We start from the raw sequence: 24,707 nt of genomic DNA on the forward strand, positions 1-24,707 counted from the left end.
ATCCTAGTATCCTACGAGTAAAAATAGTAAATCTTGCTGAATAATGATATTTTTTTAGCTAATATCGGTTAGTTAGACAATAGTTGCATTAATACAAAAGCTAGACCGGCACTACCTAAAGGAACAGTTAAATTATCAACACCCAAAAAGGAAATAGCTTCTAAACCAGTAGCTGCGATCGCCACAGCCAATGATATCACCCAAATTTGCCAGATATTTCCTTGCACACCCAGCAAAATCAAACTACTCACGATGTAGCTGGCTAAGGTCATCGTTAAAGAGCCTTCCCAACTTTTACCAGACCCAAAAACTTTATACTGATGTTTACCAAAGCGTTGACCAACCAACGCTGCTAAACCATCACCCCAAGTCATCACCATAATTCCAATTGCAGCGTATTGGGGTTGTTGCAAATACCAGAAACATCCAACTAAAATGCCAAAACTCACAGCATAAAAAAACGTTCCTAAACTTTGACGACCTACACTGTTAATCCCCGGCAGAATTGGCAATCGATAAGATAACAAGGTCACAATACTCGCTACAATCGAAGCTGTAACGCCTACACTCGCCGGAATATCTAGCCACCAAGCCAGCAAAATCACATTGCCAGTGCCAATATGCACGATTTTTCTGATTATTTCTGAATCATCAGTTGCAAAGCGACTGACCAACCATGACACCAGGAGGATAAGCAACACCCAAACTGCAACTATAGTAATTTGCAGCCACAAAGGTGGAATTGAAGTTAAACCAGGAATCAGAGTTAACAAGGATTTTACACGCTAGACAGTTTTGAGCCTTGTTTCTAATTTATAAGATTTGGGCATCAACAATGAAACTATTATTTATTTGGTTAATTCGGGGTTACAGAATGTTTATCTCACCGTTGTTTCCCCCTACTTGCCGCTTTCAGCCAACTTGTTCTATGTACGCTATCCAAGCAATTGAGAGGTTTGGAGTAGTGCGCGGTGGCTGGATGGCTACTCGTCGCATCTTGCGTTGTCATCCATTTCACCCCGGTGGTTATGACCCAGTACCAGAAATAGCACCATCAGCCACACAGCAAAATTGTTGTGGTCACACTCAATTAAATTCTGAAAATGAAACTCAACCAGAACCGCGAAATCACTAAAAAACCTTTTGCAGTCATCCGCAATCTCTACAGCATTCCCATGTGAGTAGTGAATTGCTTGATGATGTAAAAAGTGGATAATAGCTTGATTTTTTAATGCCTGAAGATGAGTAAATATTGCTCTTTGCGTAATTTTACTTTCGTATTTATTCAGTAATTATTAGTTCAAAAATCACTTGAAATAATTAATGCTGATAATTGGTTTTACCGTGTATATACATAACTTTTGTAATTGGTTTTTATTAAATGCTTTCAATATAAAAAAGTGAACAAGTTCATAAAATAAACTAGACGCATTCATAGCTAATCTCTTACAAATGGATTCATGATTTCAAGAAGGAAAGCTATGAAAAACTCATTGTTCACTAATTTACTTGCTGCAACAACTTTAGTAACTGGTTTGTGGGTAGCTGCTACACCAGCACATGCGGTTAACATCCAAAGCAGAGATGAAGCCCCAGCTGATTTTAAAGATAATATCCAAAACTTTAAAGATTTCGTTGGCAAAGAATCTCGTTACTTATCTCCTGAGACAATTGGAGCGCATAAAGTTGATTTGTCTCAACTAACACTGAAATATGCTCACGATACAAAAGTCTTCTTTATTGGTGAAACTGCTGGTGGTTATCGCAACCGTTTAGATTTTCAAGCAACTTCTGGTGATACTGTCACCACAGGCAAAATCTTTGGCGATACATCTTGTAGTACCAAAGATAGTGCTTTTCAAAATTTTAAAGAGTTTTGTGCAAATCCTAACAATGCCTTAGATAATAAAACCCAACAAGACAGCCCCTTAAATGTTGGTGACTGGGTTAGCTTAGGCAAATTCCAAGCTGGTACTACCCTCGATTTCCTATTGCATTCTAATGATATCAATGGTGGTATCTACGGCAAAAACAAACAAGGACAAACTGTTAAAGGTGTATTTGGTTTAAATGAAGCTAATAACCCAGATGGTTTGCAACACGTAATGACTTATGTGTACAAAAACTTCTTAGTTTTGGGTTATGAAGATTTATGGGGAGGCGGCGATAAAGATTATAATGATGTCGTTTTTGCCGTAGATATTGGTTCTAAAAATGCTGCTGCATTAACAGGTGCTAGTGTTCCAGAACCTTCTGCAACCTTAGCCTTGGTTGGTATCGGTGCAATTGGTGTACTCAAAACTCGTCGCCGTTCTTTGAAAAAAGCTAACAGCTAGTAACATTTTCAATGCTTGAAGGCTTGATGATTCAGCTTTTATTTGCCGCAACCATTTTTCCCATCGGTAGAAGTCAATAGCTTGATGCCTGTATCAAGGGCGCATCTATCAATATCGATTTACAAGTTTACAATTTCACTATTCACTACTGTTTCAGGGTCACTCAACAACCTTTCTGTTCTGAGTTATCAAAAGATACTGAATTTTTTGTGTGCTTTTTCAAATATTTTCGTATCTGCCAGTATACCATCCAAGCGATCGCTTCACCAAGTCAGAAAAAGCGATCGCTTTTTAATCAAAATATATTGGTTTGCCCACTCGGTATAGCTTTACCAGGATAGATTTGTTTAGAATCTTTGGGGATGTAAATCCATCCGAGGTCTTGTAGGCGATAGACAAGATTAGATATTGTTACGCCAAGTTCCTTTTGTATTGCATAAAGATGTTTCCAATTAGTTAAATCACGTCCTTTAAGTTTAGCCTCTAGAATGTGTACAGGCATTAACAGACAACCAGCAAAATACTGAGCTTGCCATATACTGAGCTTGCCATTCAATATTTTTTAGCTGCCTATTCACATTTATTTGGATAGTTTGAGCGTCTATAGTGCGGCATAAAAAATATCTAGTGGCATCTTCTAGCCCCAAATTTAATTCTAACTGTTCTGTCAAACCGTCAGCTTCATTTTGATTGACATGAAGTATCCAGTGTCCAATTTCATGAGCTATTGTAGATTGTTCAAATCCTCCATTTAGCTGAGGAATTAATTCATTGAGTACAATCTTTCTCTCTAATGGGAGAATCTTTGCCACTATCGGCCCTTGAGTATCAGGGGGTATACTTTGCCAGTCAACCATTATTCCTAAAGCATCAGCAGCACGACTAGCTTCAAAAGGCCACTTTGGAGGAAACCTTTCCATCTCCATAATTCTTAAAACTTCATTCGCTTTAGATTCAATTTCTTCTTTACGATAAAATCGATACTCTCGGAAGATGTTCACTTTTTACTCCTCACCTTCTTAACTTATAACCAATACTTAATTTGCTGAGATTCTGATTCTCTATCTCCAAGAAATATTTTTTTAGAACCTTTAGGAATATAAATCCAACCAAGATTTTGTAAACGATGTATGAGACTAGATATTGTGACTCCTAGCTCATCCTTAATTACGTAAAGGTGACTCCACTTAGTTAAATCACGCCCGTTGCATAATTTTTGTAGAACATAACGAGGCATTAATAGACAATTTGCAAAATATTGAGCTTGCCACTCCACTGCTTCAGATTTATTGATTGGAATATTAACACTACGACAGAAGAATGAAATATCTTTCTTTTGCTCGTTACTATTTACATTAATATCTTCTGATAAAATTGCAACATCTTCTTTATTAATGTGAAGTACCCAGTGGCCTATTTCATGAGCAATTGTAGAATCTGTAAAAGCTCCTAACATTTCAGGCATACCTGAATTAATTAAAATTTTCCTTTCTAAAGGGAGAATCTTAGCTGCTATCAGCCCATACTCATCAGGTAATATGTCTACAATATCAATACTTAAATCTAGATAATCACATATTCTCTCAACATTTATTGGTACATTTATATGGTTATTATGCAAATATTTTATATTTTGCAGAATTTCATCAGCCCTACTTTCTATTTCCTCTTTGGAGTAGATAATATAAGGATTAAATAAGGTAAGTTGTTTTTGAAGTTTTTCTAGTTTAGCTTTCAATTCAGCATTTTCTTTTTGCAATTTTGTAATTTGCTCATCTCGTGCTTTGACTAGTGAATCAATACCTGGGCTTTCCCTCACTCGGCGAAATAACGCAGGCATTTCTTTATAGTTAGCTTTAACTAATTCCTCAAGAGCTTCTGAGTCATGTTGAGTCATACGTCCAGCCAGATAAATCAACTCTTCTGCATTTAAACTTAAGTGTTCTGCTAAGGAGCGGATCACCTTTTCGCTTGGCTCAACATGATCGTTTTCTAACTTAGATAAGTAGGTAGAGTCTACCCCTACTTTTGTGGCTAGTTCACGCTGACTTAAACCTTTCTTTCTACGAGCTTGCCAAATAAACTTGCCAAAACTCTGCTTCTCTTGTTGATCCATAATCACCTTCAAACAGTTGATATAATTCTTGAACCATACATGATAAGCCTTCTGTAGTATGAGGTCATACAGGAATGAAAGCTTTGTAAAGCAAGAGTTTTTATAATTTACTGGGTTCTAAGTTGCTCAGATTTATCAAGCTGTACATAACTCAATGTATAGATGATATCAATGTTGAAAAATTAATTCAACCCTATTTGTTTATTTTTTAGATACTTGACATATTATTTCAACTTGCATAATATAGTTCAACTATAAGTAGCTAACAGCTAGGTAAGTTGAAGTAGTATAGCAACTCAGGCTGTTACATGATGACAAAAATACACAATGTTACACGGGAGCAAAGCTGTGAAAACACAATCCTCAAATTTTGAACAACTGTGCTTTTCCATAGGTAGACCCCTAGCAATTCTCTTAGAGGAAGTTCAACAATCAAGTCACAATCCACAACTTATAGAAGCTGCTGCACAGATGCTAGAAGGTTTACAGGCTTTTCAACAAGCAAACGAGACTGGACTATCAAAATCGAATAAAACCAGCACGGCAATCTATGAGATTCTTACCAAATAAGACTTTTGTTCCACTCAACTCATAAACTTGAAAGCCATGAACAAAACTTGGCTACCATCTGCCAGTTACAACCTTTGGTTACAGTACGCACCACCAATAGGTCAAGAACACTTACACTGCGACATGAAACGAGGTTTTACAAAAGCGCGAGCAAGAGAACCCTTGGTTGCAGCAATATTGGACAGTGATAATACTCATCAAAGAATTGGATTACTTGCACAAAAGGGGGTTTATGAGTTTCATCAAGATCCATTTTTACTACACCGAACAGATGCAATAAAGCAGTTAACAGAGATTCTGAAATTGGAAAAAGAGTCAGATGTAGTTCAGCAGCGAGTAATTCCAATCCTGACACACTATCAAAAAAATCCCGTTCTCGCCAATAAGAAAATAGTTAAACTCTGTCGAGGTGATGAAGGTTTTCCCGAATCTATTCTGATTCAGCAAGGTAATTACTCATTCAACCTCTATGCTGCAATTGACTGTATTTTTGGTGAAGAAGATGCAACTTTGCATATTTTAGATTTCAAGACAGGTAAAACTGACTTTGATAAGCGACAGGCATATATTTACCTTCTAGCGGCTAAATATATATACCCACAACAAAAAGCCATAGCATCGTTTTATAACTTGGAAAATGGTAAGTGGTCTGAACCTATCACAGCGACATCCAACACACTTGAAGCTTTTCAAATAGAGTTAGCATTGATAGCTCAAAAACATCAAAAAGACATGAAGCTTTACCGTAATAATCCGGCTGAGTTTAACCAAATTTTTCTTCCTAATCCTGGTATAAGCTGTCGCTACTGTCAATTCAATTCAATTTGTAGTTTTGCTATTTCAGAGACAGGTTCATGACTACCAATCGTCAAGCTTCTACATCTCCAATTTTTTTAAGTGAGATTTTCTTACTAAGCATTAATCAACCGAATTTAATATGCTTTCGTCTTTCTCCTGGAGTTGACAAACAGATAGGGAACCGAATTGGCTGGCGTTTTAACCAGAAATTTCCAGATATTATTGTAATTTGGCATAATGGATTTTTCTGGGTTTTAGCCAAGCCAAATCAAGCGATGCCAAGTCAAAATCAATGGCGAGAGGCATTGAGAAAAATTGAAGAGGAATTAAAAAAAGATATTGGTGATCGCTCCTATTCAATACAATGGGTTAGTCAACCACAAATAACAGCTTCTATTTTGGCTCAATTAGCTGTAAGAATATTACAAGTTAGACGACCTTTCTCATCTGATACTGTTTGGTATGAAAATAAGGTTGAAGTTAAACGAGAAGTTGATTTCTGGGCAGAAACAATAGAAATACAAGATATTTTACATCCTGCGATCGCTTTTACAATTCACAGTTCTTTTGTTTTCAAAGGTGACTTAGCTGAGTTTTACGAAAATCATCCTTATCGACAAGATCCAAATAAGCTTTTAATTGGTTTAAAAGTCCGAGATATTGAAAAAAATAGCTCTGCTAAAATTGTGGCTCTCGCAGGAACTTTTGGAGAGCGTAGAGAAGAGCTTCTTGAACAAGCAACTGGAGCTATTAGTAAACAAAAACTTGAACCTGAAGCAGCACCAGATGAACAACCTGTGGTAAGTATTCAATTTGGTAAAGATAAACAACAATATCCTTATCCAATGGCTGCTTTAAAGCCCTGTGTCACAGAAGAAACTGCTGACTTATTTGAAGTAAAGTATAGTGATTTACGGAAACAGACTAAAATTCCTTATAAAGAAAGACAGAATCGTTTAGCTTTATGTAAGCAAGAAGCTACAAATAGTTTAGCTGTATATGGTTTTCAGTTAGCCACTAAATGTATTAACAGTGGCAAGTATCCCAAATTATTCTTAGTACCTAACTTCAGACTGGAAGACACATTGCTTCAATTTGGCAACAATGTGATTCGCAAGCGCAATGAGGTATTAAAGGGATTATCAACAGGTAAAGTTTATCGCCGTCATCAAGATTATCAAGATATCTCAAGAAAAATTCGCATCGCAGCACTTAAAATAGGCGATTTTCAAGTTAATCTATCTTTTCTTCAGCAACTCCGTCAACGCTTAAAAGACTATGGCTTTGAAAGCCTTGAGATTGATGAGGATAAAAGAAAAGCTGTTTCTATTAATGGTTTAAGCAGTGCTGAAGCTAGAGCTAAAGTGGAGAAAGCCCTTGATGATTTAATAGCTATTCCTACTGATATTGTTTTGACTTTTCTACCCCAGGATGATCGCCATACGGATAATAGTGATGATGGTAGTTTATATACTTTCATTTCTTCAAGGCTACTGCGACGTAGTAATCCTGAAATAGTCAGCCAAGTAATTTATGAGGAGACTTTAAAAAATCCTAGCAATTATAAAAATATCATCAATCAAGTAATAATAGGAATTTTGGCAAAGTTAGGAAATTTGCCCTTTATTCTAGCTCAACCTTTAGGGGTTGCTGATTATTTTATCGGCTTTGATATTTCCAGAAAAGCCAAAAAGAAAACCTTTGGTAGCATAAATGTTTGTGCAAGTGTGCGTCTGTATGGGAAACAAGGTGAGTTTATTCGTTATAAATTAGAAGATGCGTTAACAGAAGGTGAAGAAATTGATAAACAAACACTAGAAAGATTTCTCCCATCTGCTGATCTCAGCGAAAAAACTGTACTAATTTACCGTGACGGACACTTTTGTGGTAATGAAGTTGAACATTTACAGGAAAGAGCTAAAGCAATTAATTCTAAATTTATCCTCGTAGAGTGCATTAAGTCTGGAATTCCCAGACTTTATAACTATTATCAGTCAGTTGTGAAAGCCCCTACACAAGGTCTAGCACTTCGCTTGTCTTCTCGCGAAGTACTGTTAGTAACAACTAAATTACCATCTGAAAATATGGGCTTACCTTATCCTCTACGTTTGAGAGTACATGAAAGAGGACACCAAGTACCTATTGAAGATGTAATAGAAGCAACATTAAAACTCACTTTGCTACATCATGGAGCATTGAAAGAGCCACGCTTACCTGTTCCACTCTATGGATCTGACCGTATAGCTTATAGGCGGTTACAAGGTATTGTACCAAATTCCCTGAATGGCGATCGCCAGTTTTGGCTATAGTCTCAGTTTATAGTTGCGGTATGAATGGATTTTTTAACTAGGGTAAATGCAAGAGCTTATTGCCTTTGCATATTTGTATGAGACAAAAATCATTTCATCAATTAGCAACATCAAACAAAAAGTTCATCCAAATCAACTTTTTTCAAGTTAACTTGTGACAAGTCAACATCACTGAGATCAGCTTTGTACAAGATGGTTTTATGGAGATCCGCATAACTCAAGTCTGCTTGGCTCAAGTTAGCTCCCGTGAGGTTTGCACCGTTAAGATTGGCTCCTGCTAAGTTAGCACCACGGAGGTTGGCGTAACTCAAATCTGCACCACTTAAATTTGCACCACTGAGGTCAGCATTGTGTAAATTAGCTAAACGTAGGTCTGATTTTTGTAGAGATGCTTTGTGTAAGTCTACGCTGCTTAGGTTGGCGCGAATTAAGTTAGCAGCTTTGAGGTTTGTCCAAATTAGTTTCGCACCACTGAAGTTAGTTCGCCAAAGGCAAGATAATGCCAAATTTGCTTCTATGAGGTTGGCTCCACTCAAATTGGAATGAGATAAAGTGACGTTTACTAAGCTGGCGCTATCTAAGTTAATCCCAGCTAGACATACTTCACTCAGATTAACTGAATGCAGGCAAACCTGTGTGAATTTTCTCTCTCCTACCTGATAGCGCCTGAGAAGTTCATCAGCGTCCATACAGCCTGCCTTCCAAATGATCATTTACTTAACTCGATTTAGTTGAATTAATTGGTTAACAAATGTACGCATGAACTGACTTTGCAATGAAAGTCTGAGGGCAAATGCTTGACTGGATGTGAATTGCTTTGTACAACCATCTGTAAAGAAATATAACAAAATCGTTACAAAAGTACAACAAATTCTCAGTTATGCGTTTATAGTTCCTGTTTATAGGAGGGATATGGCAGTCCGATTTGATTTTTGAACAAATATATGTAAGGACGAACTTATGTCCGTCCCTACTTGAAATTTTTTATATAGCAGTAGCCAAATTGGTTAGGACATCGATAAATAATAAAACTTGGACACCACAAAGCTTTTAACCCTGTCACCTGTCACCGTTCGGCTGACGCTCACGGCGGAAGCCTATTACCTGTTCCCTGCTATATTTCTGGCAAATTTCTTTAACGTAAACAGCGAATCGCCACTAATAGTCCTCTGGCTTTATTTAGCGTCTCTTCATATTCTTTTTCTGGTTCAGAGTCAGCTACCAAACCTGCACCAGCTTGCACACTGACGATGTTATCTTTGACTACCATTGTGCGAATTGCGATCGCACTATTTAATTGTCCTTCAAAATCGTAATAGCCATACACACCCGAATAAACACCCCGGCGACTTGGTTCTAGTTCGTTAATAATTTCCATCGCCCGAATTTTGGGTGCGCCGCTAACTGTCCCCGCCGGGAAGCAAGCTTTCATTAAATCCCAAGCATTTTTATGGCTGGCTAATTTACCTACCACATTACTTACAATGTGCATCACATGAGAGTAACGCTCAACAACCATCAATTCATCGACTTTCACGCTACCACTTTGGCAAACTCGCCCCAAGTCGTTTCGCCCCAAGTCAACCAGCATAACGTGTTCAGCAATTTCCTTGGGGTCTTGTAGCAAGTCTTCTGCTAAAGCTAAATCTTCTTTGGTAGTTTTACCCCGTGGCCTTGTACCTGCAATGGGGCGGACTGTGGCGATAATTCCCTCATCTGGGTCACGTTCGGCTTTTACCATGACTTCGGGACTAGAACCAATAATTTGCCAGTCCTGAAAGTGAAAATAAGCCATGTAAGGCGAAGGATTAATTTGGCGCAGCGAACGGTAAAGGGCAAAGGGGTCGCCTGTGTATTCTGTGGCGAGTCGCTGGGAAATGACAACTTGGAATATATCACCAGCTTTGATGTAGTCTTTTGCCTTTTGGACGCTGGCGCAGAATTCGGTTTTGGTGAAGTTGCTGGTGTATGCTAATTCTTTGTTCTCTACTGGCTGATGACCTGGTGGTGTCCATTCCAGGATAGTTTTTTGTGGTGACAGTGGTAGAGATAACTTGCTGACCAAATTAGTCACGCGATCGCAAGCTTTTTGATAAGCTGCTTGTAAATCTACATTGGGGTCGCGTAAATCAGAATAGGCGATCGCCCAAATTTTCCGCTTTACCTGGTCAAAAATTAATAGTTGGTCTACCTGCATCCATAACCCATCAGGAATGTTGCGTTCATCTTGGGGATGGACGGGAACACGCGGTTCAATCCAACGAATCAATTCATAACCCCAAAACCCAAATAATCCCCCAATTCCTGGTGGTAATTGGGGTAATTTTACTGGCTGATAAGGCTCAAGACATTGGGCTAAAGCTGTAAAAGGATCACCTGTAAACACAGCTTGCGAACCATCACGGTGTGTTTGGGTGGTTGTCTCTCCTCTCGCTTCTAGTACCCACAGAGGATCGCAACCGACAAAACTATAGCGTCCGATTTTTTCACCGCCTTCCACTGATTCCAACAAAAAGCTGTAAGGTTGTCCAGCACAAACTTTGTACCATGCAGAGACAGGTGTATCTAAATCAGCCACCCATTCTTGATACACCGGGACAAAGTTACCTTGTGAAGCTAATTGGGAAAAATCAGAGAAATTGGGAAAAATCATAAACAGTTATCAGTCAATTTGACTTATGCTGAGTGCCAAGTAATCAGCATTGAGTTTAAAACTTTTTCGTTACTCAGCACTCATAACTCAGCACTCAGCATTTTTAATTAAGCATCGTAGGGTTGCTTACCACTGAACTTAAGTTCTGAGGCGTTGGGGTTTTGACCAATGCGACGAGGTACGTGACGTACTTTTTCGCGGCCTTGGTTAACTTTTTCAGGGAAGACACCATCTGCTGGGTGAATGAAGGTGGTTTCTCCGCTAGGCAAAATCCGATAAATTTTGTAGTCGGTGATTTTGAATTTACGGAGTTGACCGCCCAAAGCAATGCCGTATTCTTTACGAGCTAAGTAAAGCAAGTTTTCGCCTTGGTGCATGGTAGCTGCGCCACCTGTAGGTAATTCAAACACCTGAGCCTTGGGGCTTGTCCAAGTGATAGCGTACTTTTCTTCCTCTTTTGCTTTGGTGAGCAAACCGCCAGTACTACCGGCGAACAGTGGGGTTTTTCCAGAAAGTGTTTCTGCCATAAAGCATTCTCTCAAGGTTTTTAGGGCATCGTAACACCGCCATCACGATCATATTGCGATCGCGTCATAGTCTGTAACAGTTTTTAGTTTAAAGTCAAAAGTCCATAATCTATAGTCCCGCAATTTGTCAAATTCACTTTTTACCAAAACACCGTGAATGATCATCAAAAAAAATGAACTTCACCCAAAAACTGAAATTTGGACTATACAAAACTTTACATGATGGGTTGGATTTTGCTGTCAGGATTTCCTTCGCTAATTTTAGGGCTGCGATCGCCTATTAACGCTGAGTAACTTCGTTGAGTGCATCTTGAAGCACTTCATCACTTACACCGTGGCGCTTTAAACTGGCAATCAACGCAGATACTGTATCGCCTTCTAATCGTTCTAAGTCTGTCCTTAGTCCTTGTCCAATATAAGCACGCACCAGAGGTTGATATCCAGAAAAACCAAGCAACGGTGCAACGCGCTTTAAATCCTCAATCACATCTTCGGGAATACGAATTGTCATTGTCGTTATAGGACGGTTTTTGCCCAATCGCTTTTTTAAAGCTTCAACCTTCATAATATTCTCGCTCCTTGCGTGTCGCTTTCCGAGTATTTATGCAAGAAGTCCATTGCATCTGTGAGATTGTGAGTAGCTATCTACTACTAAAATTCGTCAAGGCTTACTCTTCAAGCTTTTTCCTCTTCTTAATACAAATTTCTTAAACTGTGCAGCCCCCCAAAAAATACTGAAGCAGACTACCATACCTAAGATTAGAAGTAAAAAGGCTTTATCCCAAGGCAACTGACGTTTTCGACTTGTAATTTGGCAACCAATCACCGCTAACGGCCAAATAATGCTGCCAATTAGGCCGAAATAATAGCCCGCATCACTAAGTCGCCAGAGCCATCCTAAAAATTTGCTTCTCTTTCGTAGTTCCTCGTAGTCGGGGTAATCCAGCGACATAGTAAAAAGTAATTGTACTTTGAAAAACTCAAGCTTAAATCTAAACTATTGACAATTAACTATTTACTCCTCACCCTTGCCCGCTTTTCTTCCTGGCTACCCAGAACAATGGGAATGGTGAAATGAAACTGACTACCTTGGTCTTTGCCTTGAGACTCTGCCCAAATTTCTCCACCCCAACCATTGACAATTTGCCGACAAATTGCTAACCCCAAACCTGTGCCGCCTGCGGTACGCCTTAGCGCCCCTTCTTCCTGATAAAAGCGGTCAAATACAACCTCCAAGCGATTAGGCTCAATACCCCTTCCTGTGTCAGCCACTGTGACTTCTACCATCTGATTGCCGTTTTGAATGGCTTGAATGGAAATTTCCCCGTCAGAGGGCGTAAATTTGCAGGCGTTGTCGATCAGTTTTGCCAAGACTTCCACTAACCAATCACCATCGGCTTTCACTAAAGGTAAATTTTCGGTGAGTTGGGTTGTGATTTGGGGCGGATTTTCCATTGAGGGGCGGGTGCGAGTGCGGCTGAGGGCTAAATCCACACACTCGCGCAAAGTAAGCGATTCGGGATGCCATTCTACGCGGCCGCTTTCTAAGTTAGACAGGGTGAGAAAATCCTGTACAAGTTTCCGCATCCGTTCGGAATCAGCCAAGGCTGTATTTAACATTACCTGCTGTAATTCCACAGGCATATCTGGTTCACTGGCGAGACTTTCTAAGCAAACTTGAATGGTAGATAAAGGGGTACGCAGTTCATGTCCGGTAATGGCTATTAAGTTGCTGCGGGTGCGATCGAGGGCTTCTAGTTGTTGGTTGAGTTCTTCGAGGTTGGCGTAGGCTTCGGCTTGAATTAAAGCGGCTCCAATTTGGGTGGCGATCGCTTTTACCAAATCAAATTCTCCTGGTTGCCACTGGTGCGGCGGTACACTGCAATAGTGTAGTTCCACAATCCCCAGCAGTCTTCCCTGAGACAATACTGGTTCCATTAACCACGAACGAATACTGTATTTTTTGGCAATTAAGGACAGATTTCTAGAACTGCTGATTCGCAAATCATTATGTGTATCAGCCACACAAACGCCTTCCCCCAGCTGCACAACTTCCTGAAACAAAGCATTATTATCTAAATCCCAGGTTTGCCCACATACAGGTAAAACACCAGTAGTCAAAAATTCATGTTCAATTGTGGCTTGGGCTTGTGTAGCTTGAGCGCGGTAAATTAAACAACGACTTGTCCCTAAGTGTTGTCCTAATTCTTGGGCGGCGATTTGCAAAACTTCATGGGGATCAAGCGATCGCCTAATTGCCGTACTAATAGAATTAATTAAACGTTCTTTACGGGCTTGGGCAATAATTGAGCGATAAGCTTTATGTAATTTATACTGACTGGCTTGCAAATAAGTTACCAATCGCTGCACAAACGGGTCTGTATCGATATCACAAGCAAATTCGGGTTGTCCGATTTGAGAGTAAATTCTTGGTTCCCCAATACCATACCTTTGGCGGGCTTCCTTGACTTTATTCGCCAAATCTGGGCGATAAATCACAATTCTGTCTAATAGCAATTGTGCCGCTTTCAGGCTAACTCCCCGCTCTGATGTCCATACACCCTCAAACCTACGGGCTGTGTCTATATCCAAACCAGTACTAAACTCTGGAACTTGCTGATTTTTGGTAATAGAACCCAAGCTTTCTCGACACACTAAGCAAGTAGCATAATTATCAGCAACTACTACCAAGTGCCACTCTTGCGTTAAACCATCATCTGGTTCAAAGGCGACTTTTTCATAGTATTCCGAGCTATTGGCAAAGTCCGTTTCTGGAGCAGCTAAAACGTATATTTGATTACTGCGCTGCGCCAACCTTTGATAGCGATGGGCTTCTTGGCGATAAAATCGCTCGCGTTGAAAGCTGGCAATTACCAAAGGTCTGTCTAAAGTCGCCGCCAAAACCTGATCTTCCATTGCATGGGAGAGGGCGGTTAGTGAAGCTTTGAAATATAGCTGGGGCCGCAGGTAAGGGATGGACTGTAGCAGATCACTCAGTACGGAAGTCGAAATGCTCATGAATATTGTTTAAGGAGCCACTTTCACAGAAAAAATCCACGTCACAGCTGCATTGTACAAATTACAATCAACTCTCAAACTAGACAGACAGTTGCATTATGTAAAGAATCCTAAACAGCACTTTAAAAAGGCAGTAGCAGCAATAAACTTCCAATCTATGTGGCTAAAAGTCAAAACACGCTTTTGGTGTATTGTTCAGCTTTTAGTCATCAGATGGCAAGTTACTTTGTCTGACTGCACAAGGAGGAGTGCCTAGAGGTTTCTTGACAAATATCCCAGTCTCAAGTCAAGTTCACAGTTAGCATCTTTGCTGAGTCAGGCATAGACGTGGAATAGCCATTCTCTCAAGATGCTATGGTCTGGATAAAAATTGTGTTTGTTGATTTAGATGTTGCCCATTGGGATGATTTAAGTCCTAAGCTACTACGCTCAATATACATTTTCGGTCAGAACTGCCCTTTCGTTAACCAAAAGTTGATCAAAACGAAAATCTGAAGTCTGAATTGACTTCTGTGTTAACTGCCCTTCGGTACTGCCTCAACCGCGTAGCGGTAAGTCAAAAGGCAAAAATGAAGAATACTTTTGACTTCTCCAGCTTTGCCGAAGTGCCGCCTGCCTTCTTCAATAAGCCTCATAAATCTCCAATTTACTGGTTTTTCAGCAGTGTTGCATCTTTTTGCCTACTGATTAATGCTGAATTCTGGATTCTGCTACCATTGCGGAGCTTTAGTCCCAAAATAAAAGAGTAAGCGAGTCAGGTGGGAGTATATACCAGGGTTGATTTAATATCCGTGAAAATCCTGTAATATCAGCCTTGACTTTCACCCCAGACAATATAAATTTATAAAGATTTGTTATGGAAATTTTCTCTAATAAGTTTTTCAGAACGTCTTTTTCACAGTTCTGAACAGAATTTTTTTGCTTGGATTTGACTGCTGTTGAACTTATCAAAGTTAATACGACGACGAAAACATAGACCTGTACACGGAACTTTGGCTGATGACACCGGATTTGCTAATCACCCAAGATAAAATTTCATTGGACGGCAAGACTTTTATCCCCGCAGAACAATTACCTCTACCAGAGTGGCCTTGTGTGGTGAGTGAACGACCACAACCCACGCTGACGGTCAAAGATGATGATTTATTTCTAGTGACAGATACAATAGGGAACATTTCAGGCTGTTCCCTGAATGATGGCAATCCTAGTATGGGATTGTTTTGTTGTGATACGCGATTTCTCAACCGTCTGGAATTGCAAATTGAAGGGCGATCGCCTATACTCCTGAGCAGCACAGCAGAAAAGGGATTTTCGCTTTCGATTTTGTGTACTAACCCCAGAATTGACGATCGCCTCAAAGCTGATAATATAGGCATTCGCCGCGAAATCGTCCTCAATGGCGCATTATTTGAAGAAATCGAAATATCTAACTACAGCACTACAACTGTCAGCTTTGAACTCAGCATTAGTTTTGATGCCGATTTTGTCGATTTGTTTGAAGTACGGGGTTATGGCCGACCCCAACGCGGTAAACTTTTACGTCTAGTCGAACCAACACAAGAAGATGCCGCTGTATTCAATGGTGATAGTGCTGCACCTGTATCACCTCACACTGACACCCAAAAAGCCGAATTTTTAACATTGGCATATCACGGTCTGGATGGCTTAATCATGGAGTCGCGTATCCAATTCCAGCATCGCCTACCAGATTACTTTAAAGGTTATACAGCCGTGTGGCGCTTAGAGTTAGCATCTCATCAAACTCAAAAAATCGGCTATCGCATCAATTTATTAACTAACAATACCTCTAGTTCTACCGTCAGTGCCGCTTTTACTCTCGGACAAGCCAAAGCCGCAGAAATGATGGAAGAACAAAATTGGGTGCAACAAATTACCCGTATTAGTTCCGACAAAATTATACTTAATCGCATTATTGACCGTGCTGAACAAGATATGTACTTGTTACGCCAGTCCTTTGGCAAGTACAAGACGGTTTCTGCTGGTGTACCTTGGTTTTCGGCGTTGTTTGGGCGAGATTCGATTATTACAGCTTCCCAGACTTTAATTTTAAACTCGCAAATCGCTAAAGAAACCTTGCAGCTATTGGCAGCCTACCAAGGTAAAACCGAGGATGAATGGCGCGAAGAAGAACCAGGCAAAATTCTGCACGAATTACGCTTGGGTGAAATGGCGCGGTGTCAAGAAATTCCCCACACACCTTATTACGGTACTGTTGACGCTACGCCTTTGTGGTTGATGCTGTATGGCGAATACTACACTTGGACAAATGACCACGAAACCTTAGAACAACTTTGGCCAAATGCTTTAGCCGCAATGGAGTGGATTGACCGCAACTTGCAAGCAACTGGCTATTTGAGTTACTATCGCAAATCAAAACGCGGTTTAGCTAACCAAGGTTGGAAGGACTCTGGCGACTGTATTGTTGATCGTAAAGGAGATTTGGCTAACGGGTCAATTGCTTTATGTGAAGTCCAAGCTTATGTTTATTCTGCTAAAATCCGGTTGGCTGAAATTGCCAGAATGAAGAAGCGGTTAGATTTAGCAGACCGTTGGCAAGAAGAAGCCAAAAATTTGAAGTTGCGGTTTAATCAAGACTTTTGGATGGAAGACCAAGATTTTTGTGCCTTGGCTTTAGATGGTGATGGCAAACAGGTAGATAGTATTACATCTAACCCTGGTCATTGTTTGCAGTTGGGCATCTTTACCCCAGAAAAAGCTTACAGTGTGGCGGAAAGGTTACGCGCACCTGATATGTTTAATGGTTGGGGCATTCGGACTTTAAGCAGTTTATCGCCAGCATACAATCCTATGGGTTATCACATTGGTTCGGTGTGGCCTCATGATAACTCGTTAATTGCGATGGGTTTGCGATCGCTCGGTTTAATCGATCAAGCCTTGGAACTTTTTCAAGGTATACTCGACATGACTAATCAGCAGCCCTATCAACGTCCTCCAGAACTGTTTTGTGGCTACGAACGCAATGGTGACAATGCCCCTGTACAATATCCCGTGGCTTGTACACCGCAAGCTTGGGCTACAGGTAGCGTGTTTCAACTGCTACAAATGATTGTCAATTTAGTTCCAGACGCGCAAAATAACTGCCTCCGAATAATCGACCCCGCTTTACCAGAGTCAATTAATCATCTGTCTTTTCACAATTTACGAGTCGGTACAACAATTCTCGATTTGGAATTTGAGCGTTCTGGTAATACTACTGCCTGTCGCGTAGCTAAAAAACGCGGTAATCTCCGCGTAGTTATCGAAGCTTAATCAAACAATATGAAGTATCAATGAGGCTAGAGGTTAGAGGCTAGAAGTTCAAATTTTATACTTTTGTGTAGCTTTAGCTATAAATATCTAGTCCCTAGCCTCTAGTCCCTTAGCCCCTACTCCCTACTTTTCATGATTTTCACTCTTTTGTCCTGGAGAAGCTTCATAAATTGCATCTAGTTGTTGCCTGGCATCTTCAACATTAATAGAACGCATAACTAATAATGGTTCTTTAATGATGTTGCCATCGCTATCTAATAATTCTGGATGGGGTACTGATTTTCTCCCTGAACGATAATTTCGATTTGCGGAAGGTGTGGCTGGATAATTTCGTTCTCTGTCCATAAAACTAAACATAACTAAGTTGCGAATTAAGTTTGCCACTGCAATACAAGCCAAAATCGTAAAAGCAAGAATATAAAGTAGGTGCAACATAATGCGGGTTTCCTCCAGGGCAGCAAGTTTAAAAACCTTATACTGAAAAGCTTCGCTGAGGTTAGGACTCGCAGCGATTGTAAGTTTTTAACGCACTTTTGATGCGCTTATATGATTAATATGAAAAATTTGTCAAGGCTATTCAATTAACGGTAGCATAGGATACATTATTTGTTAATAAAAATTTTATTAAGTATTTTATAGTATCTATGCGAAGTGTGTGATGTTTCATCAACACCAACCAGTCGCTACGACTTTTCTTTTTCTTGATGAAAGCGCATCCCTACATTCCAGCATTCCGTAACCAATTGATGCCAAGGCGCTAAGGTTGTCATATCAAGTCCGACTTGTTTATCAGTGGCTGCAAATAGCATTTTTGCCGTGTTTAGCTCTGTTTGTGCTTGCTTGACTCGCAACAGTAAGTCTGATTGTTCTTGATGACTCATAAATGAGAGTTGCTCAGTTTCTAAAAGGTGGCGCGATCGCCCAAACCAATAGTCAAAGTCTTCTAACAAAGGCTCTAAGACCGTTTTCAGCAACTCAGTCCCTGGTAAATTTGAGTCTTGCATAGATATGAAGGATACTTCTATTTTTCTTATTAATATTAACGTTTTTTACAAAACTTAACGTTATTATATGCTATGTCCTCAGAAAGATTGTTAAATAAATCTGTCATAATAGTTACGAAAAGCAAATCTTCATCAAGAACACAGTAATTTAACCTAAAAAAATTCAGGCTAAAGACTGTAGACAAGAGAAAACACAGTCGGCAAGCTAAGATTAAGTTTCACACTTCATACAGTGCTAGAGTGCATCCAGGACAGCTAAAAATCTGTCAAGCTGAAATATAACCAGATGTTATATTTGGGTAATGATTTCAGCATTTTAACTAATAAATTACTTTTTGCAATTACTTCGCCAATGGTTCAGCAGCCAATGTCGCCAAATCAAAATCTGCATCAAGCAGAACAACCAGAAAAAATTTCTTTACCCCGTACCAGCGAATCAGAGACTTTAAAAAAGATTCGCCACACAACTTCTCATGTGATGGCAATGGCAGTGCAGAAGCTGTTTCCCAAGGCGCAAGTGACAATCGGCCCCTGGATTGAAAATGGATTTTATTACGATTTCGACAGTCCAGAGCCATTTACTGACAAAGACCTCAAAGCCATCCAAAAAGAGATGGCGAAGATTATTAATCGCAAATTGCCAGTAATTAGAGAAGAAGTCAGCCGGGAAGAAGCCGAACGCCGCATTAAAGAAATCAACGAACCTTATAAATTAGAAATCCTGGCAGATTTAAAAGAACCCATTACTATTTATCACTTGGGTGATCAATGGTGGGATTTGTGCGCTGGGCCTCATGTGGAAAATACTCAAGAATTAAACCCCAAAGCCATTGATTTAGAAAGCGTTGCGGGTGCATATTGGCGTGGGGATGAAACCAAAGCACAACTACAGCGCATTTACGGTACTGCTTGGGAAACTCCGGAACAACTAGCAGAGTACAAGCGCCGCAAAGAAGAAGCACAGCGACGAGACCATCGCAAACTCGGCAAAGAATTGGGATTATTTATCTTCTCCGACTTAGTGGGGCCGGGTTTACCATTGTGGACTCCCAAAGGTACTTTATTGCGGAGTATCTTAGAAGACTTCCTCAAGCAAGAACAACTCAAGCGTGGCTATTTACCTGTGGTGACTCCCCACATTGCGAGGGTGGATTTATTTAAAACCTCCGGCCACTGGCAAAAATATAAAGAAGATATGTTTCCCTTAATGGCAGAGGATGAAGCCGCCGCCACACTTGAGCAAGGCTTTGTCATGAAGCCAATGAACTGTCCCTTCCACATCCAAATATATAAGAGTGAATTACGCTCTTATCGGGAACTACCAATGCGCTTGGCAGAATTTGGTACTGTTTACCGCTACGAACAGTCAGGGGAATTAGGCGGTTTAACTAGAGTGCGCGGTTTTACTGTGGATGACTCACACTTGTTTGTCACCCCAGAACAACTCGATAGCGAATTCCTCAACGTGGTGGATTTGATTTTGTCGGTGTTCAATAAGCTGCAACTCAAGAACTTCAAAGCTAGACTGAGTTTCCGTGACCCTGCTAGTGATAAATATATTGGTGGCGATGAGGTTTGGGATAAAGCTGAAGGTGCAATTCGCCGCGCTGTTCAACAGCTAGGAATGGAACATTTTGAAGGTATTGGGGAAGCCGCATTTTACGGGCCGAAGCTTGACTTTATCTTTAAAGATGCGTTGGAAAGAGAATGGCAATTGGGGACTGTGCAAGTTGACTACAACTTACCAGAACGCTTTGATTTAGAGTACGTTGCTGAAGATGGTTCACGCAAACGTCCGGTGATGATTCACCGCGCACCTTTCGGTTCCTTAGAACGGCTGATTGGGATATTAATTGAAGAGTATGCAGGTGATTTCCCCTTGTGGTTAGCACCTGTGCAGATTCGCTTGCTATCTGTGAGTGATGCACAGCTAGATTTTGCGAAATCTGTAGTAGCGAAAATGCAGGCTTTGGGTATCCGTGCAGAAGTTGACACCAGTGGCGATCGCTTGGGTAAATTAATCCGCAACGCTGAGAAAGATAAAATACCAGTAATGGCGGTGGTAGGTGCAAAAGAAGTTGAAACCAACTCTTTAAGTATTCGTACCCGCGCTTCTGGGGAATTAGGCGCAATTTCTGTAGATGAAGTTGTGCAGAAATTAAAAGATGCGATCGCTAATTTCGATAACTTCTAGTAAAAACTAGGCTGGGTCACACCCAGCCTAAAAAATACCGTAATTACTGTATGTTATGGATAAATAATTTCAGATATTCCTGTGAGCGAAACTGTTTATATTGAAACTAGTATTTTGGGATATTTAACTGCCAGATCAACAGATAACTTGATTCTGGCAGCAAACATGAAAATTACGCAAGATTGGTGGACTATTCGTCGTAGTTCTTTTGTTCTGTATGCTTCTGAGATTGTCGAGGATGAAGCAGCCAGAGGAGATGCCGCGATCGCTGCTCAAAGGTTAAACTTGCTACAATCGCTCATGTTCCTCGATCTCACATAAGAAACTAGAGAACTTGCACAGGAGTTTTTACAACAGAGTAACTTACCACTCAAAGCCTCTAATGATGCTTTACATATAGCATTGGCAACAGTTTATGGTTTGGACTACTTGTTAACATGGAACTGTAAGCACATGGCAAACGCCCAAATCCAGAAAAAATTATCACAAATTAGCTCTGAACTTGGATATGAGTTACCCGTCATTTGTACACCTTATGAATTGATGGGATATGACATTGTAGGAGAATAAAATATGTATAAAGATGAAATTATAGAAGAAATTCACCAGTACAGAGAAGAATACGCTAAATCATTGAACTATAATTTGAACGCAATCTTTAATGATCTACGTCAAAAACAGATCGCTCACGAACATAAAGTTATAAAACTTCCAATTAAGCGACGGTTGGAAACATCATTGCAATCGACACAAACTGAAAACTTGTCTACTAAAGCTTAAAGTATTTTGTGCAGGTTAGAGGAGTCTTTGGCTTTATGCGATCGCTTGGGTAGGTCATAGCGAGACACAATGATAACAGGGCGTGTTTTAGCTGACAGCCCTAGATCAACCAGCCAAACATCACCTTGTTTCGGGTTCATCAATCAAATCCAATACTTCTTGCTCAACTAGTCTAGAACGAAGAATATCGAGAGCATCTTGGTCTGCTAGTTCAATAATCTCGGTAATACACTGCCGTACCTGTGTAACGATGTCAGGCTGCCACTGGCGCAGCTTGGTATCGAGTTCTTGAATTAAAGCATCCATGTCAAGTTTTTACAAAACAATGACTACTGTGGTTTCTTTATAAAAAGTTATTTTGAAGAGCTATTATGTAATCTAATGCCAGCCAAAGACATTTATCATGAATGTGTAAAAAATGAACTTGATAAAGATGGATGGTAGACTAGATAACTACCGAAATATAATCCGTAATATACTCAAATCATATCTGAACATTTCCTACGCTAATGCTGATATCCGTAATCGAGCAGCATTTGATTTAGAAAATGATGAGTATTTGATTATCTCTGAAGGTTGGCAAGATAAAGAACACTTGCACAGTTGTCTAATTCATATTGAAATCATGAATGGTAAAGCTTGGATTCAGTGCGACAATACCGAAGATGGTATTGCTAATGAATTGGTGCAAGCTGGTATTCCTAAAGAAGATATTGTTTTAGGATTTCATGAGCCTGATGTTAGGCAATATACGGGATTTGCTGTTGCTTGAAAATACAAGCACTACCAATTAATAACTGTTAAAGTTGATACTTTCGCAAATTCCTGATCCGCAGTTACTAGTTTTGCATTTGACTGAAATGCCATTGCTGCGATGATCGCATCTGGTAGTTTTAGACGATATTGCTGTCGAAGTTGGATAATTTGTTGAATCAATACTGTATCACTAGCTATTAAACTAACAACTTCAACTCGTTGTAGAAATTGTTGAAAAACTTGGATATCGGCTTGACTCAACCCAGAAAAAGCTAGAAATTCAATTTGACTAATAATCGAAATTCCTATCCAATCAGCATTTTGCAAAAGTTGCAGCAGTTTTGAATTACCCTGTAGGAGCGCGACGATCGCATTGGTATCCAACAAATAACGACTACCACTCATCTCTCAACACTTTTTGCATTGCTAGTGCATCTCCCTGCCAAACTAATTTACCAGCAATATCAGAAAAATCATAATTAGATTTCTTCGTGCTGTCTGATGTCACCGGACTCAGTACAACCACGATATTTACTTCACCTGGCGATAGCTGTGTTGAAATGTCAAGATGCAAATGCCCAGAAGCATCAACAGTTTTCGTTAGTTGTAGAACTTCCATATAGTCCCCATTTGTACCCCACATATATCCCATATATATCCCATTTGTATCCCAAATGAGGTGGGTAAATGAACAAATCAACCAGTTACATGGGATGCTGGTTGATTGGTTAGGTGAGTTATTTGCAGATGTCTGTTATTTCTTCTGTTACGGTTAATGTCCCCGCTACGACTGCGAATTTGGGGCCTGGTTTTGATTGCATCGGTGCAGCTTTGACACTGTGTAACCAGTTTAAGTTTACACGCCTCGATGAAGGTGGTTTAACGATTCATGTCACAGGTGCAGAAGCCGAACGAGTACAAACTGATGAGAGTAATTTACTTTATCAGGCGTTTTTGAAGTTTTATCAATATATAGATCAGACTCCACCGCCTGTGAAAATTGAGATTGGTTTAGGTGTACCTCTAGCGCGGGGTTTGGGGAGTTCTGCGACGGCAATTGTTGGTGGTTTGGTGGCGGCGAATCAACTTGCAGGTCAACCTCTATCTCAGGTGCAGGTGATGGAGTTAGCGATCGCAATGGAAGGACATCCTGATAATGTAGTTCCAGCATTAATCGGTGGGTGTCGTCTAGCGGCTACTAGTGATGCTGGTTGGGAAATTTGTGATGTTCCTTGGGATGAAAATATTGTCCCAGTCGTAGCGATTCCCAATTTTGAACTCTCCACCTCAGAAGCGCGGCGGGTTTTACCCACTGAATTTAGTCGCGCAGATGCAATTTTTAATACTGCCCATTTAGGTTTATTGTTACGCGGTTTAGAAACGGGTAAGGGAGAATGGTTAAGGGCAGCTTTACAAGACAAGTTGCATCAGCCTTATCGTAAGGCTTTGATTCCTGGTTACGATGCGGTGAATGCGGCGGCGGTGGCGGCTGGTGCATTCGGTATGGTGATTAGTGGTGCAGGGCCGACATTGTTGGCTTTGGCGGATGCGGCACATTCCCAAGCTGTAGAATTGGCAATGGCTTCAGCTTGGAAAGACACAGGTATTGATGCCGAAGTGCGATCGCTTGCTTTAGACACCAAAGGCGCAACGTATGAAAGAGAGGTGAGAGGCTAGAGACTAGGGACTAGAATTTTTACTCAGCACTCAGCACTTTACACTCAGCACTTTAACTATGGAGCAGATTCAAGTCGAGATAGCAGCACTCAAGTCTCAAATTCAAGTTCTTCAGCAAGAACGGGCTGCACTTAGTCAAAATAATGCAATATCTGGCGATGATCATTCACCTTCGGCAATTGTTGAGGCTTACCGTCGCCAAGCTAGAGAGAATCCCCGGTTATCAGTGGAACTCAAGGGTATCGATGATGCGATCGCAGCTTTAACAACCCAACTACAACAAAAACAAGCCCAATTGGCACGTTGGCAAGTTGAATCCAAACAACTTACCATTCAGCAACAACTAGAAGAAGCGAAAAAAGTAGCGCAGGTTCACGCCGATCGCGTTAACGAACTAGCAGCAGAATTAGCCGACGAAATCCGCCAGTTAAAAGCAACTGCTGATTATCTCAGTCCTTTATATTGGCAGGTTTATTACAAACCTTTCATCACCGGCTTCAAGACTATCTCCGTTCCCTATGTTCGTTCTGATGGGGAAGTTTGGACGATTGTCAACCGTATTGTTTAGCGTACAACCCAATATCTTTAGGGTAAGTTTTTCCTTGAGACAGATAATTTATGAAGAAATGTAACGGTGGTATAAGCCACCGTTTTTGTTGACGTTACAAAACTTTATAT

General features: G+C 40.3%; 25 protein-coding genes and 1 pseudogene. 12 read left to right on the forward strand and 14 right to left on the reverse strand.

The window, feature by feature from the left end; all coding sequences use genetic code 11:
* Nucleotides 1-68 precede the first annotated feature (68 nt).
* A complete protein-coding gene (locus H6G75_RS12095; protein WP_190980176.1) occupies nt 69-773 on the reverse strand; it encodes a diacylglycerol/polyprenol kinase family protein in 705 nt (234 codons plus the stop codon).
* Between the two features lie 62 nt (nt 774-835).
* On the opposite strand from H6G75_RS12095, the gene yidD reads away from it, so the two are divergent.
* Together yidD and H6G75_RS12105 are read left to right on the forward strand one after the other, a co-directional pair.
* Nucleotides 836-1,135 carry a membrane protein insertion efficiency factor YidD gene (yidD, locus tag H6G75_RS12100; protein WP_190980177.1) on the forward strand — a complete coding sequence of 100 codons (300 nt, stop codon included), beginning with the start codon at nt 836-838 and terminating at the stop codon, nt 1,133-1,135.
* A gap of 346 nt (nt 1,136-1,481) precedes the next feature.
* The gene (locus H6G75_RS12105) at nt 1,482-2,336 is read left to right on the forward strand and encodes a DUF4114 domain-containing protein (protein ID WP_190980178.1); all 855 of its coding nucleotides are present in this window, start codon (nt 1,482-1,484) and stop codon (nt 2,334-2,336) included.
* 476 nt (nt 2,337-2,812) lie between these two features.
* On the opposite strand, the gene H6G75_RS12110 is transcribed toward H6G75_RS12105, so the two are convergent.
* Nucleotides 2,813-3,337, reverse strand: a complete 525-nt coding sequence (locus H6G75_RS12110; RefSeq protein WP_199337835.1) for an ImmA/IrrE family metallo-endopeptidase — start codon at nt 3,335-3,337, stop codon at nt 2,813-2,815.
* 23 nt (nt 3,338-3,360) lie between these two features.
* Nucleotides 3,361-4,452, reverse strand: coding sequence for an XRE family transcriptional regulator (locus H6G75_RS12115; RefSeq protein WP_199337836.1), 1,092 nt, complete (start codon nt 4,450-4,452; stop codon nt 3,361-3,363).
* A gap of 348 nt (nt 4,453-4,800) precedes the next feature.
* Here H6G75_RS12115 and H6G75_RS12120 point away from each other — a divergent pair, with 348 nt between their 5' ends.
* Genes H6G75_RS12120 through H6G75_RS12130 form a run of 3 tightly spaced genes read left to right on the forward strand, consistent with a single transcriptional unit; the run spans nt 4,801 to nt 8,129 of the window.
* Nucleotides 4,801-5,022, forward strand: a complete 222-nt coding sequence (locus tag H6G75_RS12120; RefSeq protein ID WP_190980179.1) for a hypothetical protein — start codon at nt 4,801-4,803, stop codon at nt 5,020-5,022.
* A gap of 36 nt (nt 5,023-5,058) precedes the next feature.
* On the forward strand, nt 5,059-5,880 hold the full coding sequence (locus H6G75_RS12125; RefSeq protein ID WP_190980180.1) for a PD-(D/E)XK nuclease family protein: 822 nt from the start codon (nt 5,059-5,061) through the stop codon (nt 5,878-5,880).
* On the forward strand, nt 5,877-8,129 hold the full coding sequence (locus H6G75_RS12130; protein WP_190980182.1) for a Piwi domain-containing protein: 2,253 nt from the start codon (nt 5,877-5,879) through the stop codon (nt 8,127-8,129). The genes H6G75_RS12125 and H6G75_RS12130 overlap by 4 nt, the downstream gene beginning before the upstream one ends.
* Nucleotides 8,130-8,239: 110 nt before the next feature.
* Here the strand turns inward: H6G75_RS12130 and H6G75_RS12135 are convergent, their stop codons facing one another.
* The 5 genes from H6G75_RS12135 to H6G75_RS12155 form a co-directional block, all read right to left on the reverse strand.
* On the reverse strand, nt 8,240-8,842 hold the full coding sequence (locus tag H6G75_RS12135; protein WP_397331911.1) for a pentapeptide repeat-containing protein: 603 nt from the start codon (nt 8,840-8,842) through the stop codon (nt 8,240-8,242).
* A gap of 422 nt (nt 8,843-9,264) precedes the next feature.
* Nucleotides 9,265-10,782: an anthranilate synthase component I gene (gene trpE / locus H6G75_RS12140; RefSeq protein WP_190980184.1), complete on the reverse strand. Its 1,518-nt coding sequence runs from the start codon at nt 10,780-10,782 to the stop codon at nt 9,265-9,267.
* 107 nt (nt 10,783-10,889) lie between these two features.
* Nucleotides 10,890-11,309, reverse strand: coding sequence for a photosystem I reaction center subunit II PsaD (locus H6G75_RS12145; RefSeq protein ID WP_190980186.1), 420 nt, complete (start codon nt 11,307-11,309; stop codon nt 10,890-10,892).
* Nucleotides 11,310-11,589: 280 nt separating this feature from the next.
* Nucleotides 11,590-11,874 carry a hypothetical protein gene (locus H6G75_RS12150; protein ID WP_190980188.1) on the reverse strand — a complete coding sequence of 95 codons (285 nt, stop codon included), beginning with the start codon at nt 11,872-11,874 and terminating at the stop codon, nt 11,590-11,592.
* A 446-nt stretch (nt 11,875-12,320) separates the two neighbouring features.
* Entirely contained in the window at nt 12,321-14,327 is a 2,007-nt protein-coding gene (locus tag H6G75_RS12155) for a DICT sensory domain-containing protein (protein WP_190980190.1), read from the reverse strand.
* A gap of 999 nt (nt 14,328-15,326) precedes the next feature.
* On the opposite strand from H6G75_RS12155, the gene H6G75_RS12160 reads away from it, so the two are divergent.
* Nucleotides 15,327-17,618 (forward strand): amylo-alpha-1,6-glucosidase, encoded by a 2,292-nt coding sequence (locus H6G75_RS12160; protein ID WP_190980192.1) that lies wholly within the window; start codon nt 15,327-15,329, stop codon nt 17,616-17,618.
* A 123-nt stretch (nt 17,619-17,741) separates the two neighbouring features.
* Here H6G75_RS12160 and H6G75_RS12165 read toward each other — a convergent pair whose 3' ends face one another.
* Together H6G75_RS12165 and H6G75_RS12170 are read right to left on the reverse strand one after the other, a co-directional pair.
* Entirely contained in the window at nt 17,742-18,053 is a 312-nt protein-coding gene (locus H6G75_RS12165) for a DUF2973 domain-containing protein (protein ID WP_190980194.1), read from the reverse strand.
* Between the two features lie 248 nt (nt 18,054-18,301).
* Nucleotides 18,302-18,622, reverse strand: a complete 321-nt coding sequence (locus H6G75_RS12170) for a DUF2605 domain-containing protein (protein WP_062295214.1) — start codon at nt 18,620-18,622, stop codon at nt 18,302-18,304.
* A gap of 352 nt (nt 18,623-18,974) precedes the next feature.
* On the opposite strand from H6G75_RS12170, the gene thrS reads away from it, so the two are divergent.
* The 3 genes from thrS (at nt 18,975) to H6G75_RS12185 (ending at nt 21,596) form a co-directional block, all read left to right on the forward strand.
* Nucleotides 18,975-20,816 carry a threonine--tRNA ligase gene (gene thrS, locus H6G75_RS12175; RefSeq protein WP_190980195.1) on the forward strand — a complete coding sequence of 614 codons (1,842 nt, stop codon included), beginning with the start codon at nt 18,975-18,977 and terminating at the stop codon, nt 20,814-20,816.
* A gap of 81 nt (nt 20,817-20,897) precedes the next feature.
* On the forward strand, nt 20,898-21,137 hold the full coding sequence (locus tag H6G75_RS32970) for a hypothetical protein (protein WP_242051515.1): 240 nt from the start codon (nt 20,898-20,900) through the stop codon (nt 21,135-21,137).
* Between the two features lie 252 nt (nt 21,138-21,389).
* Nucleotides 21,390-21,596 (forward strand): hypothetical protein, encoded by a 207-nt coding sequence (locus H6G75_RS12185; protein ID WP_190980196.1) that lies wholly within the window; start codon nt 21,390-21,392, stop codon nt 21,594-21,596.
* Nucleotides 21,597-21,649: 53 nt separating this feature from the next.
* Here the strand turns inward: H6G75_RS12185 and H6G75_RS12190 are convergent.
* A pseudogene (locus H6G75_RS12190) lies at nt 21,650-21,736 on the reverse strand (type II toxin-antitoxin system PemK/MazF family toxin); the annotation flags it as partial.
* On the reverse strand, nt 21,717-21,902 hold the full coding sequence (locus H6G75_RS12195; RefSeq protein WP_190980197.1) for a hypothetical protein: 186 nt from the start codon (nt 21,900-21,902) through the stop codon (nt 21,717-21,719). The gene H6G75_RS12195 and the pseudogene H6G75_RS12190, both read right to left, overlap by 20 nt.
* Before the next feature lie 112 nt (nt 21,903-22,014).
* On the opposite strand from H6G75_RS12195, the gene H6G75_RS12200 reads away from it, so the two are divergent.
* The gene (locus tag H6G75_RS12200; RefSeq protein WP_313934833.1) at nt 22,015-22,368 is read left to right on the forward strand and encodes a XisI protein; all 354 of its coding nucleotides are present in this window, start codon (nt 22,015-22,017) and stop codon (nt 22,366-22,368) included.
* An 11-nt stretch (nt 22,369-22,379) separates the two neighbouring features.
* Here H6G75_RS12200 and H6G75_RS12205 read toward each other — a convergent pair whose 3' ends face one another.
* The gene (locus H6G75_RS12205) at nt 22,380-22,757 is read right to left on the reverse strand and encodes a PIN domain-containing protein (RefSeq protein WP_190980198.1); all 378 of its coding nucleotides are present in this window, start codon (nt 22,755-22,757) and stop codon (nt 22,380-22,382) included.
* Entirely contained in the window at nt 22,747-22,971 is a 225-nt protein-coding gene (locus H6G75_RS12210; protein WP_190980199.1) for a hypothetical protein, read from the reverse strand. The genes H6G75_RS12205 and H6G75_RS12210 overlap by 11 nt, the downstream gene beginning before the upstream one ends.
* A gap of 128 nt (nt 22,972-23,099) precedes the next feature.
* Here H6G75_RS12210 and thrB point away from each other — a divergent pair, with 128 nt between their 5' ends.
* Nucleotides 23,100-24,029 (forward strand): homoserine kinase, encoded by a 930-nt coding sequence (thrB, locus tag H6G75_RS12215; protein ID WP_190980200.1) that lies wholly within the window; start codon nt 23,100-23,102, stop codon nt 24,027-24,029.
* A gap of 58 nt (nt 24,030-24,087) precedes the next feature.
* Nucleotides 24,088-24,597 (forward strand): hypothetical protein, encoded by a 510-nt coding sequence (locus H6G75_RS12220; protein ID WP_190980201.1) that lies wholly within the window; start codon nt 24,088-24,090, stop codon nt 24,595-24,597.
* Nucleotides 24,598-24,707: the final 110 nt, after the last annotated feature.

Origin of the sequence: Nostoc sp. FACHB-280, from assembly GCF_014697615.1 — a bacterium.
Taxonomy (GTDB): Bacteria; Cyanobacteriota; Cyanobacteriia; order Cyanobacteriales; family Nostocaceae; genus Nostoc_B.